General features: G+C 68.6%; 20 protein-coding genes and 1 pseudogene. 13 read left to right on the top strand and 8 right to left on the bottom strand.

What is annotated here, in order from left to right; genetic code table 11:
* Positions 1 to 9 precede the first annotated feature (9 nt).
* From ACFZCF_RS02550 to ACFZCF_RS02565, 4 genes are all read left to right on the top strand, one after another.
* Positions 10 to 678 carry an HAD-IA family hydrolase gene (locus ACFZCF_RS02550; RefSeq protein WP_391284105.1) on the top strand — a complete coding sequence of 223 codons (669 nt, stop codon included), beginning with the start codon at positions 10 to 12 and terminating at the stop codon, positions 676 to 678.
* Positions 679 to 1,246: 568 nt separating this feature from the next.
* Positions 1,247 to 1,891, top strand: coding sequence for an HNH endonuclease family protein (locus ACFZCF_RS02555; RefSeq protein WP_388441754.1), 645 nt, complete (start codon positions 1,247 to 1,249; stop codon positions 1,889 to 1,891).
* Positions 1,892 to 2,135: 244 nt separating this feature from the next.
* Entirely contained in the window at positions 2,136 to 2,615 is a 480-nt protein-coding gene (locus tag ACFZCF_RS02560; protein WP_388440335.1) for a DoxX family protein, read from the top strand.
* A gap of 571 nt (positions 2,616 to 3,186) precedes the next feature.
* The gene (locus ACFZCF_RS02565) at positions 3,187 to 3,807 is read left to right on the top strand and encodes a VTT domain-containing protein (RefSeq protein WP_391284760.1); all 621 of its coding nucleotides are present in this window, start codon (positions 3,187 to 3,189) and stop codon (positions 3,805 to 3,807) included.
* On the opposite strand, the gene ACFZCF_RS02570 is transcribed toward ACFZCF_RS02565, so the two are convergent.
* Both ACFZCF_RS02570 and ACFZCF_RS02575 read right to left on the bottom strand, forming a co-directional pair.
* Entirely contained in the window at positions 3,767 to 4,030 is a 264-nt protein-coding gene (locus tag ACFZCF_RS02570) for a DUF2277 family protein (protein ID WP_391284108.1), read from the bottom strand. The genes ACFZCF_RS02565 and ACFZCF_RS02570 overlap by 41 nt on opposite strands.
* Positions 4,031 to 4,321: 291 nt before the next feature.
* On the bottom strand, positions 4,322 to 4,549 hold the full coding sequence (locus ACFZCF_RS02575) for a hypothetical protein (protein WP_391284110.1): 228 nt from the start codon (positions 4,547 to 4,549) through the stop codon (positions 4,322 to 4,324).
* Between the two features lie 189 nt (positions 4,550 to 4,738).
* Here ACFZCF_RS02575 and ACFZCF_RS02580 point away from each other — a divergent pair, with 189 nt between their 5' ends.
* Positions 4,739 to 5,497 carry a UTRA domain-containing protein gene (locus tag ACFZCF_RS02580; protein ID WP_391284112.1) on the top strand — a complete coding sequence of 253 codons (759 nt, stop codon included), beginning with the start codon at positions 4,739 to 4,741 and terminating at the stop codon, positions 5,495 to 5,497.
* Between the two features lie 205 nt (positions 5,498 to 5,702).
* Here the strand turns inward: ACFZCF_RS02580 and ACFZCF_RS02585 are convergent, their stop codons facing one another.
* The 4 genes from ACFZCF_RS02585 to ACFZCF_RS02600 form a co-directional block, all read right to left on the bottom strand.
* Positions 5,703 to 6,185 (bottom strand): DUF4231 domain-containing protein, encoded by a 483-nt coding sequence (locus ACFZCF_RS02585; protein WP_388440345.1) that lies wholly within the window; start codon positions 6,183 to 6,185, stop codon positions 5,703 to 5,705.
* A gap of 138 nt (positions 6,186 to 6,323) precedes the next feature.
* Positions 6,324 to 6,572, bottom strand: coding sequence for a hypothetical protein (locus ACFZCF_RS02590; RefSeq protein WP_391284114.1), 249 nt, complete (start codon positions 6,570 to 6,572; stop codon positions 6,324 to 6,326).
* Positions 6,573 to 6,976: 404 nt separating this feature from the next.
* Positions 6,977 to 7,492: a hypothetical protein gene (locus ACFZCF_RS02595; protein ID WP_391284116.1), complete on the bottom strand. Its 516-nt coding sequence runs from the start codon at positions 7,490 to 7,492 to the stop codon at positions 6,977 to 6,979.
* A gap of 316 nt (positions 7,493 to 7,808) precedes the next feature.
* A complete protein-coding gene (locus tag ACFZCF_RS02600; RefSeq protein ID WP_391284118.1) occupies positions 7,809 to 8,099 on the bottom strand; it encodes a hypothetical protein in 291 nt (96 codons plus the stop codon).
* 101 nt (positions 8,100 to 8,200) lie between these two features.
* Here ACFZCF_RS02600 and ACFZCF_RS02605 point away from each other — a divergent pair, with 101 nt between their 5' ends.
* Both ACFZCF_RS02605 and ACFZCF_RS02610 read left to right on the top strand, forming a co-directional pair.
* Positions 8,201 to 8,668, top strand: coding sequence for a DUF4240 domain-containing protein (locus tag ACFZCF_RS02605; RefSeq protein ID WP_391284762.1), 468 nt, complete (start codon positions 8,201 to 8,203; stop codon positions 8,666 to 8,668).
* A gap of 165 nt (positions 8,669 to 8,833) precedes the next feature.
* The gene (locus ACFZCF_RS02610) at positions 8,834 to 10,549 is read left to right on the top strand and encodes an HNH endonuclease (RefSeq protein ID WP_391284120.1); all 1,716 of its coding nucleotides are present in this window, start codon (positions 8,834 to 8,836) and stop codon (positions 10,547 to 10,549) included.
* A 452-nt stretch (positions 10,550 to 11,001) separates the two neighbouring features.
* Here ACFZCF_RS02610 and ACFZCF_RS02615 read toward each other — a convergent pair whose 3' ends face one another.
* The gene (locus tag ACFZCF_RS02615) at positions 11,002 to 11,490 is read right to left on the bottom strand and encodes a hypothetical protein (protein ID WP_391284122.1); all 489 of its coding nucleotides are present in this window, start codon (positions 11,488 to 11,490) and stop codon (positions 11,002 to 11,004) included.
* Positions 11,491 to 11,832: 342 nt separating this feature from the next.
* On the opposite strand from ACFZCF_RS02615, the gene ACFZCF_RS02620 reads away from it, so the two are divergent.
* Positions 11,833 to 12,825 carry a hypothetical protein gene (locus tag ACFZCF_RS02620; RefSeq protein WP_391284124.1) on the top strand — a complete coding sequence of 331 codons (993 nt, stop codon included), beginning with the start codon at positions 11,833 to 11,835 and terminating at the stop codon, positions 12,823 to 12,825.
* A gap of 29 nt (positions 12,826 to 12,854) precedes the next feature.
* On the top strand, positions 12,855 to 13,385 hold the full coding sequence (locus ACFZCF_RS02625) for a hypothetical protein (protein ID WP_391284126.1): 531 nt from the start codon (positions 12,855 to 12,857) through the stop codon (positions 13,383 to 13,385).
* 116 nt (positions 13,386 to 13,501) lie between these two features.
* Here ACFZCF_RS02625 and ACFZCF_RS02630 read toward each other — a convergent pair whose 3' ends face one another.
* Positions 13,502 to 14,263 (bottom strand): UTRA domain-containing protein, encoded by a 762-nt coding sequence (locus ACFZCF_RS02630; protein ID WP_391284128.1) that lies wholly within the window; start codon positions 14,261 to 14,263, stop codon positions 13,502 to 13,504.
* 78 nt (positions 14,264 to 14,341) lie between these two features.
* On the opposite strand from ACFZCF_RS02630, the pseudogene ACFZCF_RS02635 reads away from it, so the two are divergent.
* The 4 genes and pseudogenes from ACFZCF_RS02635 to ACFZCF_RS02650 all read left to right on the top strand — a co-directional run.
* Positions 14,342 to 14,616 (top strand): annotated as a pseudogene (locus ACFZCF_RS02635) (hypothetical protein); the annotation flags it as partial.
* A 209-nt stretch (positions 14,617 to 14,825) separates the two neighbouring features.
* On the top strand, positions 14,826 to 15,005 hold the full coding sequence (locus ACFZCF_RS02640; protein ID WP_391284130.1) for a hypothetical protein: 180 nt from the start codon (positions 14,826 to 14,828) through the stop codon (positions 15,003 to 15,005).
* Between the two features lie 229 nt (positions 15,006 to 15,234).
* Positions 15,235 to 15,930 (top strand): GntR family transcriptional regulator, encoded by a 696-nt coding sequence (locus ACFZCF_RS02645; RefSeq protein ID WP_391284132.1) that lies wholly within the window; start codon positions 15,235 to 15,237, stop codon positions 15,928 to 15,930.
* Entirely contained in the window at positions 15,927 to 16,208 is a 282-nt protein-coding gene (locus ACFZCF_RS02650) for a hypothetical protein (protein WP_391284134.1), read from the top strand. Before ACFZCF_RS02645 ends, ACFZCF_RS02650 begins: the two co-directional genes overlap by 4 nt.
* Positions 16,209 to 16,336: the final 128 nt, after the last annotated feature.

The following is a 16,336-nucleotide window of genomic DNA, read 5'->3' on the forward strand; positions in this document are numbered from 1 at the left end:
GGAGACCCCATGGCCGCCACCCCGGCACCGCTCACCGCCCGCGCCCTCCTGCTCGACATGGACGGCACCCTGGTCAACTCGGACGCCGTCGTGGAACGCTGCTGGCGCCGCTGGGCGGACCGGCAGGGGCTCGACGCCGACGAGGTGATGAAGGTGGTGCACGGGCGCCAGGGCTACGCCACGATGGCGCTCCTCCTCCCCGACCGGCCGATGGCCGAGAACCACGCGGACAACGCCGTGATGCTCGCCGAGGAGACCGCCGACGTCGACGGCGTCGTGCCGGTGGCCGGCGCCCCCGCCTTCATGGACGCGATCACGGACTTCCCGCACGCCCTGGTGACCTCGGCGGACGAGGCCCTCGCCCAGGCCCGGATGGGCGCGGCGGGCCTGCGGATGCCGGCGACCCGGGTGACCGCCGAGCTGGTCGGCGCGAGCAAGCCGGACCCGGAGGGCTTCCTCAAGGGCGCCGCCGAGCTGGGCACGGCGGCGGCGGAGTGCGTGGCCTTCGAGGACTCCGAGGCCGGCATCCGGGCGGCGAAGGCGGCCGGGATGCGCGTGGTGGGCGTGGGCCCCCGCGCGGCGGCCTACGCGCCGGACCTGTACGTGCCGGATCTGACCCGCCTGCGACTGGACGCGAACGGGGACGGGACGATGACCCTCGGAGTCGTACCGGAGTAATCCCCCGCCCTCCCGAGACCGCGGCCCGCCCACCTCGCGGAGACCACCCTCGAACAGCGGCAGCGGCAGACGCGAGACGCCGGCACAGGCGACTCGCGTCTCGGGCGACAGGCAGGGCGGCGCGCCACGCGCCCACCGCGCGCCGGCGGTCCGCGCGACGGCACACCGTCGCCTCACCGCGCGTCACGTGCCACGTCCCGCGCAGCACTCACACCGCCGCAATGCGTCACGCGTAACGCATAACGCGTGATTCGCAACGTCACGCGTCACGCGTCACGCACGCGCCACCGCACTCACCTCGCACGCCACCGCGCGCGGCCGGACGATCCGGCCGCGCGCGGTGGCGTTTTCGTGGACGAATCCCCTCCGCCTCGCCCACCGGCGGAATCTGTCACTCCGTCAGGAAGTGCCACACCCCTTGATGTGACGTGTCCATGTCGCCACTCTGTTACCTGGCGCACCCCCCGGCGAAACCTCGCGCCGACACGATGACCGGGCCGTCGCCCGGTACCGCACGGGACCGGCCACCCGCCGAGGTCCCACCGAATCAAGGGAGTCCCCCATGCCCATCGGCAAGGTCTACGCGCGTCGAGCCGCCGTACTCGCCTCCTCCGCCGCCCTCGTCCTCACCGGCCTCGTCACCACCGCGCCCTCCGCTCAGGCCGCGATGCCGACCCCGGTCAGCGCCACCACCGCCCGCGCCTACCTGGCCTCCCTCACGGTCAAGGCGGAAGGTTCCCTCACCGGCTACAGCCGCGACCTCTTCCCGCACTGGATCACCCAGTCCGGCGCCTGCAACACCCGCGAGACCGTCCTCAAGCGCGACGGCTCGAACGTCGTCACCGACTCCTCCTGCGCCTCGATCAGCGGCAGCTGGTACTCGGAGTACGACGGCGCCACCTGGACGGTCGCCTCCGACCTCGACATCGACCACGTCGTCGCGCTCGCCGAGGCCTGGCGCTCGGGCGCCAACTCGTGGACCACCGCCCAGCGCCAGGGCTTCGCCAACGACCTCACCCGGCCGCAGCTCATAGCCGTCACCGACAACGTCAACCAGGCCAAGAGCGACCTCGACCCGGCCGAGTGGCTGCCGCCGCGCACCGCGTACCGCTGCACCTACGCCCGCGCCTGGGTCCACGTGAAGTACCACTACAACCTCAGCGTCGACTCGGCGGAGAAGAGCGCCCTCCAGTCGGTCCTCAACGCCTGCTGATCACACCCCTCCTGACACACCGTGGGCCGGAACGGAAGCGCCGGCGCGAAAACGGCGTGAATTCGGCGCGCCTGTGGTCCAGACCTGCGGAACCCTGACCGCAGGCGCGCCCCCACGGCCCCTCGGCGAAATATATTTGAACTTGCAAGTACTACTGAGGGATGCCTAACCTGGCGGCCGTTCGGTTTCCGTCCCCCACGTCCGCCCCTCCCGGGGTGGGCCAGGCCGAAGGAGTTCCCCCGCCATGAGCACCCTCACGCACCGCCTCGACCGGGCGCAGCCCTACGCGCTCGGTCTCTTCCGCATCGTCATCGGTCTCCTCTTCGCCTGCCACGGCGCCGCCTCGCTCTTCGGCGTCCTCGGCGGCGCGGTGGGCGGCGGCACCATCCCCGCCGGCACGTGGCCCGGCTGGTACGCGGCGGTCATCCAGCTCGTCGGCGGCGGCCTGGTCCTCGTCGGCCTCGGCACGCGCGGCGCGGCCCTCGTCTCCTCGGGCTCGATGGCGTACGCGTACTTCTGGGCCCACCAGCCCGAGGCCCTCTTCCCGCTCCAGAACCACGGCGAGACCGCCGCGCTCTTCTGCTGGGCCTTCGCCCTGCTGATCTTCACCGGCCCGGGCGCCCTCGCACTGGACGGCCTCTTCGGCGGCAAGGGCGCGAACGGCTCCAGCGCCGGGGAGCCCGGCCGGGGCACGGACAAGCAGAGCACGCCGGTCGCGGCCTGAGGACCGCCGCCCGGCCCCTTCCGCGGCGGCACCCCTCTCCCACGGAGCCCCACCGCTCCACCTGGCCCGCAGGACTACCGGCCCATCCGCCCCACGGCTGAGGCGGCTCGCCGGGCTCATGCCGGAGGCGGCTCCCTGTCCCCAGAGGGGGGGCGCGGCTCGCCGGTCTACGTCGGAGGCGGCTTGCCAGTCCACGTCGCTGGCGGCTCGCCGGTCCACGTCGGAGGCGGCTCGTCGGGCTCATGCCGGAGGCCGGCTCCCTGCCTCCGCGCACGAGGCGGCACGCTGAAAGCGGCCACTCGCCCCCACGAGCGATGGCTCCGCCGCCCCACAGCTCCACCGTCCCACAGCTCCACCGCTCAACCGCTCCACCCGGGCTGGCATCCCGCCCGGGCTGGCATCCCGCCCGGGCTGGCATCCCGCCCGGGCTGGCATCCCGCCCGGGCTGGCGTCCCGCATGGGCTCCCACCTCACCGGGGCGCCCGTCCCGCCCGGGCTCCCGCCGGTACCCACCCGGCGGGGGTCCGGGCGGCGGCGCGTAGGCTCTGGCCCTGTGAATCTGCTCGACAGCATGGGCTCGCTGAGGTCACTGACCGCGGGCCCATGGATCTATCCGGTGGTGGCGACGTCGATCCTGCTCGACGTCTTCCTTCCCGTGCTGCCGAGCGGCTTCCTCGTGATCTCCGCCGCCACCGCCGCCTCCGCCGCCCTCGGCTCCGCGACCGCGCCGGCGGACGTCCCCTCGCTGCTGCCGCTGCTGCTGACCGCGGCGGCGGCTTCGGCGCTCGGCGACTTCCTCGCGTACCGGCTCGCCCTGCGCGGCGGCCCCCGCATGGACCGGGCGATAGCCCGCTCGCGCCGCCTGAGCGTGGCGCGGGAACGTCTCGGCACCGCCCTGGCGCGGGGCGGCGGGCTGATCGTGGTCCTCGCCCGCTTCGCCCCGGCCGGCCGCTCGGTCGTCTCCTTCGGCGCGGGCGCGGCACGGCGGCGCCCCGAGGAGTTCCTGCCCTGGTCGGCCCTGGCGGCGGTGATCTGGGCGTCGTACAGCGTGGGCCTCGGCTACCTGGGCGGCCAGTGGCTGGGCGCGACGTGGTTCAGCGCGGGGGTGTCGACCCTGGCGCTGCTGCTCGCAGGCGGACTGGCCGGTTATCTCATACGGCGCCCGGGCGCGGCTCCGGCTCCGGCGTCCTGACGGCGTCGTGGCGCGCTCCTCTCACCTCCAGGGTGGCGAGGAGCCGGGCGGTGGCGTCGGCGATCTCGTCGACGGCCCGGTCGAAGACCTCCCGGTTGTGCGCGGCGGGCGCGCGGAAGCCGGAGACCTTGCGGACGTACTGGAGCGCGGCGGCGCGGATGTCGTCCTGGGTGGCCTCGTGGGGCAGGACGGGCGGACGGAGCGTCTTGATGCTGCGGCACATGCCTCCAGTGTGGCCCGCCCCGCCGACAGCGGCCGGGGAGCCGGAACGGCTCGCGGGGCACCGAGAAGCCCCCGACCGACAGAATCCGGCCATCCGCACGGCCGCGTAGGCCCCTGTCACCACCGGGCAGAGCCGGGCCACTGCCCGGCAGGGTCCAGGGGCGGCCGCCGTCGGCCCTCCCCCACCTCGCGAGGGCTCAGCGCCCTCCCCGCCAGGGGGCCCGCTCCCTCCCCGCCGGGGGGCAGCGCACTCCCCACCGGGGGGGGCAGTGCACTCCCCACCGTCATGGGGTCAGTTCAGCCCCCGTCGGCTGCGCGCGTTCAGCTCGGCGGCGCGGGCGCGGAGCTCGCGGAGGGGCGTGGCGAGCTGGACGTCGCGGGGCTCGGCCTCCCACTCGGCGTCGGGTCCGCCGTGGACGGCGCGGATGAGGAAACGCCCGGAAGCGCTCCGCACGAAGAAGCCGACCCGCCCCGTGGCGGTGTCGCGGACGAGGTCGCCGACCTCGGGCACAGGATGCACGCCACCCCTCCGTCCCGGTCCCGATCGCTCGATGGGGACACCAAGGGAAACGCGGAGACCCCGCCCTGTCAACGTATCTCTAGAGATGTCCCCCGATGGATGGATCACGAGGGCGGACGGCGCACGCGTGTGCACCCTGGCCGCGGGGCGCCCTTAGGGTGTCCCGCAGACGAAGGGAGTGGTCCACTCGTGACCGACCAGGACAGTACTCGTCGCCCCAAGTACCAGCGCATCGCGGATGAGTTGAGAACAGCGATCCAGTCCGGCGCCTTCGCCCCGGGCGACCGGCTCCCCGGCGAGAACGACCTCATGTCCACGTACGAGGTGGCCCGGATGACCGCCCGTCAGGCCCTCGCGGTCCTCCGCGGCGAGGGCCTGACGGAGGCCCGCAAGGGCGCCGGCGTCTTCGTCCGCGCCTTCCGCCCGCTGCGCCGCAGGGGCATCCCGCGCCTCGCGTCGGACGGCTGGGTGGGCGGGCGTTCGGTGTGGGCGGCGGAGGTGGAGAACCGGGACCTGGTCGTGGACCGGATCACGGTGTCGGAGGAGGAGGCGGGACCGCGGGTCGCCGCGGCGCTCGGCCTGCCGGCGGAGGCCCCTGTGTGCGTCCGCAGCCGCCGCTTCGTCCTCGACGGGAAGCCGGTGCTGCTCTCGGTCTCGTACCTCTCCGCCGAGCTGGTCCGCGACACGGCGGTGACCCGTCCCGACACGGGCCCGGGCGGCACGTACGCCCGCCTGGCCGAGCTGGGCCACCGCCCGGTCCGCTTCCGCGAGGAGATCCGCTGCCGCATGCCGACGGCCGAGGAGACCACCCGCCTGACCCTCCCCCCGGGCACCCCGGTCGTCCTCATCGGCCGCACGGCGTTCACGGAACCGGGCCGCCCGGTCGAACTCAACGAAATGACCCTGGACGCCTCGTCCTACATCCTGGAATACGACTTCGACGCCTGAGACCCAGGCGCGAGACCCGAGACGCGAGGCGCGAGCCAACACGCCGGAGGTCAGAAGCCCCACTCCCGAGCCCCCACACGCAACGCCCGACAGCAGCGCCCGAGGCCCACCTCCCGAAACCCCCGACACCCGCCGACACCCGATAACGGGCACCCGACACCGGGGACCCGGCACCCGAGGCCCCCACCCCCCATCCCCCCGACGCCTACCCCTCCCGAGCGACGGGCACCGCGGCGGGGGCCCTCCCCTCCGCCTCCCCGCCGACCTGCCCGCCCAGCGTCATCACGTTCAGGGTGGCGGCGTTCTCATTGGCGATGGCCTTCTCCACCCTCGCCACGAACAGCGCGAACGCCTCCCGCTTCGACAGCTCCCGATACGGCCCGACCCGTGCCTCGAAGTAGACCAGCTCGTGCCCGAGGAACTGCTCGGTGGACCGGTAGTTCTTCCACTGCTCCCGGTACCGGTAGACGCTCTCCAACGACACCGCGGCCACCACGACCACACTCAGCACGGTCGCGGTCACCCGCGCGAATCCGGCCTCCAGATTCACGAACACCGGCACCAGCGCCCCACCCACGACGGACACCGTCCGCATCCGCAGGTGCATCGCCTTCATCCGCGCGGCCTTGACGTCGTACCACTCCTGATACTCCGCCACCCGCGTCCCGATGTACTTCTCCGCCGTCATGTCCCCACCGACGGCCCCCGCTTCGGGAGCGTCCCCCACATCAATCATCCCGCGAGTACACCGACCTCCCACACCCCCGTCAATTCGGCGCCCCGCCGCACCACGACACCGCCACCCGCGTCGAACCGTTCCTTCGTCTCACTCGCCGTCGTCGCGCTCCAGCACGAGGCCGACGGACCCGCCCTCCAGCCCGTTGCCGTCCTCCAAGTGCAGATGGGACCCGCTCGGAACGTCCTCTCCGGCCAGTGTCAGGAGGTGCCCGGCGAGTGTCCTGAGCCCCGCCGCGTTCCCCTCGATGACCACCTCACCGCCGAGGTCCCGCACCTCGATCCGGGCATCGGCCTCCCAGGAGAAGGCAAGTGCCCCGCCCTCAGCGGCTCCCGTCACACGCGTGCTCTCACCCGGAACCGGGCCACTTCCGAAAGTCATGGCCCCATGATGCGGCTGATGCGACCACCCCGACCACAACCACAACCACAACCGCGACCGCGACCGGGGACACCCACCCCCGACGCAGCATCTGCAGCCATACAGAGACCGGCGTCATCACCCGCGCCCCGGGCGCTTTCCTGTGGCCGCTCGCCGACGGCTGCGGCCCATGGGAGGCGGCCGCCTTCTACGAACCCGAGCCAGACTGGGCTGCCCGGGTGAGCGAGGACCGCCATCGCGGAGCGGCACGCTCCCGACCGGCGGGCATCGGCTCCGGCGATCATCGCGGAAGTCACACAGGAGTGTTCCCCGACTTCGACGACATCATCATGGGGTTGTGCCGCTGAACCTCGCGCGGGATGTCAGCTCTCAAAGTCGTTCCGGCACCGCTCGTGCGGGCAGTGGTCATCTCGCCGGTGCAGCCGCTGAAGGTCCTGCAGAGCGGCGACGGGGAAGGCATGTCGCATCCACTTCTCCAGGTACCCGTCCTCACCATGCTTCCGCAGTACTGTCACGGCCGCTTCCATCACCTTGTGGCCCAGCACGCTACGGGGCTGGGTCGAGCTCCAGGCAAGAGTGCCGCCCGTCTCGTCGGGCGAGCCCCAACTCGTCGCCCCGTCCGGGAACTCGAAGACGGTGATGGACACATCCGCTCCCTGGCGCCGGAGCAGCCACCTCATCTCCACGGGTTCGAGGTCGAACGAGGCACGCTGATCGGTCGTGCCTCCGTACAGCCCCGTCACGGCATACAACAAGTCGGCGAGGGCGTCCGTGCAGTAGCCGACATGAGCCCGATGTTCCGCATTGCCGTCGGCAATCCGACACGTGGCCCACCCCGCACCGCCCAGCTCCCAGCTGAACTGAAGATCACCCACCATTCGCGCCCCTCCCGAGTGGATCGCAACCCCGTCACCGAATCGATGGGGATCCCGTAGATGATCTCGCGCAGGAAGGCAGGGACGAGAATGTCCGCCATCTCCACCGGCCGGCCCTCGTGGTTTCTCTCAGCACCTGGTGAATGGGCGTGCCCTCACCATCGCCGCCCTCGTCGACGAGCAGATCAGGAAGGGCCGGCGGACAGGTCGACCCGGCCCCGACCTGACACCACTCCACCGCCACCGGCCGCCTGGCACCGCCCATGTCCGGTCCCGTCGATGTCAGATCTGGAGGTCAGGATCCCCCGCCTCAGCGCGGTCACCAGTCGCGCCAGGCGTCGGTGATCCCGGCTCGGACGATGCCCTTCCGCGCCAGCAGAGCAGCGACGTCCCCGCCGTACTCGCCCAGGGTGAGGTCAACGTACTCGCCAAGCTGCTCGCGTCCCGCGATGCAGAAGCCGGCTCCCGTGTGGACCGGATCCCGGTCGACAGCGTTGAGCGCGAGAACGACCCTTTCGACGGCCCGGAAGACCTCCCCGTCGGAAGGATCACGAGACCCCGCAACTCCGCCTCGAACGCCTCCAGCCGCCGAGTCCGTCGCCCTCAGCACGGCCTCTGGGGGACATCTGCACCGCGCGTGCACAATCGGGCACTTGGCAGTAGTCGCCCCCCAGGCATGTCAGACCTCCCTGGCATCCTGCGCCCGTGAGAATGACATGGGCCGACTTCTGGGCACTGATAGCCACCCTGAACGGCGAAGCCACTGAAGAGAACTGCCATCGCCTCGCTGAGGAGCTGAGCCGCCGCCCCATCTCCGACATCGTCGGCTTCGCGGAACGGCACGCCGAGGCGCTCTACCGTCTGGACCCGGAGAAGTTCGGCACCCTGCCGGTGATCGACATGACGCTCCGGGACGGCAGCCCCTTCCCGCAGTCGTCCGACGTGTTCCTGTACGCCCGATGCGCGGTCGTCGCCGCCGGCCGGGCCGCGTGGGAAAGCGTCTTCTCTGACACGGACAAGTTCGCTCCGTACACCTCCACCGAGTACGACGGCGAATGGCTCCTGTACATCCCGGACGAGGCGTACGAGCTGGCCACCGGCAAGGAGTGGGACCGCACGACGCGCCACTGCTTCGAGAGCTACTCCAACAGAGACGGTTGGCCGCACCTACGACTCTGAGGCGAGCACCACTCGAGCTGCAGGGCCCGTGGCCTCGCGGACCTGGCAAGATCGAGGAGACGGGGTAAGGGCAGTGCCATGAGCAGTGCCATGAGGGGAGGACCGGTGGGAAGCCTGTTGCGTGTCGGGGACGTGTTTCGATCTGCTCGAAACAGAGATCCCGAGGTGGCGTTCATCGACGGTCACCCGAACATCCACCACGTCACAGCCTCGGAGAGGCTCGCTCAGATCCAGCTCAGCAAGGGCATCAACCCGATGGCCAAGATCAAGGCGCCTGGAGGGCTGCGCCGTCCGTGCATCCTGATCCGTTCAAGCCCGTGGAAGGCCGGAACGGCTGAAACGCCCTGGCACGATGTGTTCGACCTGGACAACGGCCGAATCCTCTATTTCGGCGACCATCGGGTCGACCACACGGTGCCGGTGGGCACCACACAAGGCAATGCGGTACTGCTGGAGGCGTTGGGGGAACACCAGGGGCGCACTGCGGAGCAGCGTGCACTGGCCGTACCACTGCTGGTGTTCGCCGCGGTCTCGCGCAACAAGACCCCCAAGGGATACGTCGAGTTCTGCGGCGTGGCGGTGATCGACCACGCCGAGCAGATCGAGCAGCAGGCGAAGGGAACCGCCTTCCCGAACTATCGATACGAACTGTCCGTCCTGGATCTGAGCGCAGAGGACGATCGGGTCGACTGGGCTTGGATCGAGGCTCGGGGCAACCCTGAGCTCTCGACCGCGGACGCGCTCAAGCTCGCTCCCCGTTCCTGGCGCCGGTGGGTGGAGCGGGGGCATGCCGCGATGCCCGAGGTTCGGCGTCGGGCCGTTCGCCTTCCCAGGGACAGGGAATCGGTCCGGCAGTCGCCCGAGAGTGGCCGGGAACTCCCGCCGCCGCTTCCCGCACCCCGCGCACCGGGCGCCTCCGGTTCGGCCTCCCGCACACCGACCGAATCGTCCGCCGAGCTCCTGGTGAGCGTCCTCATGGACAGATTGAGGAACCTCCGGGTCCACAAGAAGAACGGTCGGCGGAGCAGGCACAAGCCGTTGGCCCTGCTGTGGGGCATCTCCCGAGTGGCCACGGGCAGGCCTCACCTCGCACCTTGGCGAGAGTTCCGCGAGGAAGTGGGCAGCCTGCTGGCAGAGTTCGGCCTTCCCGAATCCTCCGTCACCCCCGAGTACCCGTTCGTGCACCTGCAGACGAGCCAACTGTGGGATGTCCAGGGCCTCCCACCCGAGCTGGACGCCGTGGCCCACGCCGCCGCGTTCGACAGGCTCAACCCCGAAGGAGGGGTGACCGAGCAGGTCGCGCGGCTGCTGGGAGACCCCTTCGTCCGGTCTCAGGCGGTGGCTGTCCTGCGGGAGACCTACCTGGCAGACATAGATCAACACGCCCTGCTGGGGAGGCTGGGCCTGGCCGGCTACGAAAGCGCCGGCGGCATCGAGGACCCCGGAGAGGTGTACGCGGGGGAAACGGTTCCTGCCGCACGCCGCACAGTCACTTCCTCCCGCGTCATCCGCGACACCGCCCTGACGGCCAAGGTGAAGAAGCTGCACGGTGACCGCTGTCAGGTGTGCGCCCTCCAGCTGCAGACCCGCTTCGGCACCTACAGCGAGGCCGCCCACATCCGTGGCCTCGGCCGCCCCCACAACGGCCCGGACGAACAAGCCAACCTGCTCGTTCTCTGCCCGAATCACCACGTTCAGTTCGACACCCTGGCGATCTACATCGACACCGAAGGAACCGTTCGCTCGACCGCGAACGACACCCCCATAGGCCCGCTCCACAAGCACCCCGCCCACCCACTCGACGAAGCGCACCTTCGCTACCACCGAGCGCTCTGCGGCAGGGACACGACCGCCCACGCCACCCAGGGCGAGACCTCCTGACCAACCGGACGGCTGCCGTACGTCAGACGGCGCGCACGGCAACAGTCATCGAGCACCAAGCCGTGTCCCACACGAACCAGCGCCCAGAAGCCGTCCCCGCCTTCGCGCCCCGCCCCGGACCCCTCCGCCGCCGCCTCCCGGAGCCACTCTCCCGTATCGAAGACTCCCTCCGCCATCGCCCCTGATCACACCCTGTAGCGTCAGATGAAGACGCTAAAGGCCCCCAGCCAAGATCGACTGGGGGCCTTTCTGCTGGTGGGCGCGGACGGTTTCGAACCGCCGACATCTGCTTTGTAAGCCTGGCGCCGCGCGTGAATACGTCCTCGCTGGTCATCGCGCGTGCCAGGCGACGAGTCTCTCAACGGGCATGTGCCCCGCGACGGGCTCCGGGTGTCCGTGGTTGACCGCTAGATCTGGCACGGATCTGGCACGAGCACGCCGAGGCCAGGGGGTCAGTCGTGCCGCGAAGCTGGTACGCGGATGCCAGCACCAAGATCGGTAGAAGCCGCCAACGACTGGGCTGCCGCTTGTAGCTCGCGTTCCCATGCCGGGAGATCGTCCGGTTCCATCCATTCGCTGTACTTCGCTGCAACAGAGAGGAACTGCGTCTCCTCCTGGGTGCGTGCCGTGACGGTCATCGACAGGCCGTCGCCCACTTCCTTGGGACTCAGCACGCCACGCACGAGACTGAGCGCGAGGCTCACGAGGAGGCGTCGGCCGGCCGTCTCCTCGTCAGGAAGCGGCACGTCGAGCTCGCTCAGCGCCTGGACGTACAGCTCGCGGACCTCGGTCGCATCGCTCCGGCGAGGCAGGCCGGCCAGCTCGCGCAGAGCAGGAGAGTCGTGCCCGTCAACTAGCGCGTGCGCAGCGATCATCGGAAGATCCTCAGGGCGGAGCACCTCCGCCACGTACTGCCAAGCACTGCCCTGCAACCGGTCCATGACGGCCATCGTGGAGGTCCTGAGGCTTTTTGGCCAGCAGACTGCCCTTTGGAATGAATGCCTCGGCTTCCCTAACCCGGTTCCGAAGACCACCTAGATCAAACCGTTTCCTCAGGTCAGAGCCGTTGCATGCACCGCTCGACACCGCCTCATCCGCGTATGGGCCGCGACTCCAACTGCACTTCCAGGTGGCAGTCATGGCGAGAACCTTCTGCTGACCGCTCCTACCTAACTCCAAGCGGCTGCTGGGCGGCTGCGCGCTCTGGACGTCGAATCTTGCGATCCGGTTGACGGCCCATCACCTACGGTTGCCATACTGATCCTCTTGCCAGCATCTGACAGGTGCACATGACCAACGCATGCCGGGGGGCTGAGTTGAGTGGACAGCGGAAGAAGACAGTCGCCTTCTATGAGGTCGTTCGCGCGAAGGACGCAGGCAACCTTCGGTTCGACCACATTGACTGGTCTTTTGTCCTGGACAACCTTGGTGCACTGTCGGTTCATGAACGTCACATGAATCACGAGGACGATGTTTACGTAGGAGAGCCGATCAATTCTTCACACGGGCGCCACTTGGTTCTGGCCCGCCTACGTGATGGAGATCTGCAGCAAATCGACTACGAGGCTCAAAAGATCGATTCCCTTCGACTGGACGGCAATCGCAGCGTCGTCGACACAACTATCGTTTGCTTTCTCCCTTACGGGAACGTAATCGGCGTAATCCAGGGAAGCTCCTCTGCCCCAAGACCGACAGCGCTGCAGCGATGGCTTAATGCGATGAATTCTGGAATCGAAGAAGACCTAGCAATCATCCCCCTCATCGGAAAAAATGCCTGGGATAAGCTCAAGCAGGCAGAATCAGTCAATCTCTTCGAAATGAGATTGCGCCCTGCTTCAACATCGATGTTCCCTACTACCGTCGAGGGTCTTGGGGATTTCGCGCGTCACGCCCATAAGCAGAATCCGGACGCCCTGATCACTCTGACGATCAAGGTTCCGAAAGGCCGGGGGCTTTCACGAAGTGCCGCAAGGGCGAGAGGAGAACGGCGCCTGCATTCAAGCGTTCAAGAGTTTCTGTCAGATTTTGGAAGCCTTGTGGGCCCTCATGGCGTGATCGACCGGGCGATCGCTGACGTGATGCTGTCGGCATCCGATGGCAGCATCGTCGAAGACAAGATCAATTTTGTAAATGACCACATCACAGCCTCCAAGCAGGTGACACTGCCCCGTGGAAGCGGAGCAGGGCCTTGGTTTGAGGCGGCTGTACAGGCTGTGATGCAAGCGGCCGCTGAGCATGACCTTGAGCTGAGAGCCGCTGTCAGTGCCATGCCCTAGGCTCCAACCGAGCCTGAAGGGGGTGCGCCATGGGCGCGGTGCGACGAGTACAGGGCTACATCTACAACCAGTGGAGCCATCACCCGATCGGCGACTTTGTGCTGGCCGGCCTATTTGTCGGGACGCTTGGGATAACGCAAGGACATCATATCTTTGCGGACCATAACGCGGATCAACGCATGAGTATCTACGCGACCGTTGCTTCGGTGGCGGCAATCGTTGGCGGTTTCGGCACAGCCGCCATTAGTCAATACGCAACCAGTTCTGGCCAAAGGATGACAATCCTTCGCCAGACCTACGGCGTTCACCTTCGCCGCAACTGGGTCGGGCTATTGACTTCTATGCTTTTTGTTTCCTTCGGGTGCTTGGCTGTCATGATGTCAGACACCAAGGACAAGATCGGACTTGGAGGATGGATTGCGGAGTACTTGGTTGCGTTCGGCGCCGTAAGATCCTTCCGTCTGGTCTGGCTTTTTCGCCTACTAATCGATGTATCGGATCACGATGCGGGAAACCCTGGCACAGATTCGACTCTCCGAGTTAACCGAGTAAATCGCTAGATAAATTCTGCCTCGACTCGCCGATTTTTGAATGATCCGACAGAGGTTCAGTGATGGCGACACGTTCCAATGAGCTTCTGCGCGCCGGGCCTTCAACTCCGAATCTGGCCTCGGTCTCACCCGCCCCGGTTAATGGGGATCTCGTAGACGATCTTGCAGTGGGCGGCTGGCACGATGATGTCTGCGGTCTCAACGGGGCGACCCTCGTTGCTGTAGTAGGTCCGCCGGATGTGGGTGACGAGCGCGGCCTTCTGGATCCCCAGCAATGATGCCTCCTCGGTGGTGGCCTGCCGCGGCTCGGGCTGCTCGACGGCATGGCTGACGGTGACACCGATCTCGGCCATCCGGTTCACGACGCCGGCCCCGGCATGCGGCCCGCCCTCGGGTAGAACGACAAGGGTCCCACCCGTGAGGTCGTACGGTTCCCAGCTCGTCGACAGCTGCACAGGCCGCCCGTCGGCGAGGAACTCGTACATGGTCCGGACGCACAGCTCGCCCTCACCGATCCCGAGCCGTGCAGCGATCTCGGCCGGCGCGGGCACCTTCGCATCGGTCCGGCTCTCCCAGCCACCGTTCCGCCCGACGGCCTTCATGTCCGCCCGGAACGGCGACCCGTCCGGCTGCTCGCGCGCCGCAGACCGCACCATCCGCACCCGCTGCCGAGGCTCAGCCACATAGGTCCCGGACCCAGCCCGCCCCTCCAGCACACCCTGGGAGATCAACAGCTCCTGGGCACGGCGAACAACGTTCTCGCCCACCCCGCACTCCTGGCCGATCTGGGCCCGAGAGGGCAGCCGGTCACCAGGACTCCACTCGTGCTCCGCGATCCGCCGCCGCAGTTCGTCGGCGATACGGAGGTATGGCGGCTGCTCAGGCATATGGAAAATCTAGTCCACTAGCTCTAATCTAGTTAACTAGCTTCACTTAAAGTGATCACCGGTAACGGAGGCTGCCCTGTGCCTGCTCCCGAAGTAAGCGCGGAGGCCCTCGCCGCCCGGTTGTCCGCCCTCGGACTCACCACACGCGTACTGGCCCGCGCCAGAGACACGTCGATCGAAGCGGAGGTACCGGAAACCCTTCCCGCAGAGACATGGCGGGAGGTCCTGGAAGTGCTGGCACAGGCAGACCGCTTCGGTCTCCTCGCCACCAGCCTGGGCGGCCGAACCCTCTGGGCCGCCGTGAACAAGCGGTCCCCGCGACACGCGACGTCCGGGGACCCGGCCATCAGCGATGGGAGCTGATCAGCATGCGCAACCGTATCCGCCGCGCACTCCACTCGACCAGACCGCGGCCGGCTGCCCGAACCGCCCGTCCGTACAAGCCCTTACGCCGCACCACCCCACGGGGACGGACCATCGGCCACGGCGCCAGCACGCCCGGCCTCAGTAGGTTCGCCCCCACCACCGAGCGCCCCCACCTCACCCAGGCGGAGACGGCCTGATGCCCCACACGAAGCCCACCCCGTACCGCTCGTCCCGGTGCCAGATCGGCACCCATCACGAGTGTGCCCACTCCTCCCCGGCAACGGCCCCGGTCGACATCCCGGTGATCTACGAGGCATGCGCCTGCCCCTGCCACACGCTGGCGACCACCCCGTACCACCCGGAGGAAACGGAATGAAGTCCTGGACCCCGACCGGCGCCGTGGTAGCCCCCATCGAGATCAGCTCGATCAACGTTCAGCGAGGCGACGTCATCCAGATTGGCGGCCAGCCCTGCCGAGTGGCGGACCTCCGCCAACTCCCCCTCGGTGCGAAGCGCCTCCTCTTCGAAACGGGCGAGCAACTGACCATGCACCCCCGCACGCGCCTGGTCGCCCTCCGAGTCCAGAGAAGGTGGTGACCACGACTGTGCCGACCCTGCGCGACACCATCGCCGAAGACCTCCGCGCCCAGATCGCCACCGGTCACCTCAAGCCCGGAGCCCGCCTCCCCTCGGAACCCAAGCTGGCCACCCACTACAAGGTCAGCACCCCTACCATCCGCCAGGCCCTCGCCCTCCTCCAGGCCGAAGGACTTATCGAGAAGACCCACGGCAAGGGCAACTTCGTCCGAGCTCCGCTCCGCCGCATCACCTACACAGGCGGCGCCGGCATACCGTTCACCCCCGACTTCCAGACCACCATCCGCACTACCAACATCCGGGCCCGCGGCCACATCAGAACCCTCTTGAAGGTCCCGTCCAACACTCCCTTGACCGAGTTCCACTGCACGACCTACGAGGGCGAGACCCCGCGAAGCGTGGCCCGCATCTACATCCCTCGCGACCTCGCACCGACCGCACAACTCGCCTCGTCCTCCTGGCCCGGCGGTCGCGGCACGGACCGTACGGAAACCCAGGAGACGGTCACCGCCCGCCTCCCCACCCCGGAAGAGGCAACCGCCCTCCGCATCAACCCCACGCGGACGGTCCTCACCATCACGCGCATCGCCCTCAACTCCGCTGGCCGCGTGATCGAAGCCGCGGTCTTGGCCCTCCCCAGCGATGCCGCAGACGCGGTCTTCACCACCCGCCCGACACTCAAGGAAGGGGAGGCGGACAGATGACGTCCCGCGACGAACTGCGGCTCCTCCCGTGGTCCGGCCCCGACGGCAAGCCGTGCTTTCTGAGCACAGACGACGACAGCAGCCGCCTGTCTCGTCTGGCCGACACCCTCGAAACGACCTGTCTCGATCAGGCAGTCGAGGTACTGGACCACGCCGTAGAGTTGCTCAGCTTCCCGGAGCCCGACCCGGTGGATCTCCGGGCGGCGTCCGCAGAGCTCGCGGAAGCCTTGGGCCAGGTGCTACGCGTTGCAGAAAGCCGCGGCCGGCGACTCCCATAGGTGGATTCTCGCTGGCACCAACAAGCCCGTTCCTCCTCGAAGCGCCATGAGGCACACAGATCAGCATGTACGGCCGCGAAGCCCCCAGCATCCCCGCTGGGGGCTTCTCTGACGCACGGCTCCAGAGA

The organism is Streptomyces sp. NPDC007945 (assembly GCF_042958885.1).
In the GTDB taxonomy this organism is placed as follows: domain Bacteria; phylum Actinomycetota; class Actinomycetes; order Streptomycetales; family Streptomycetaceae; genus Streptomyces.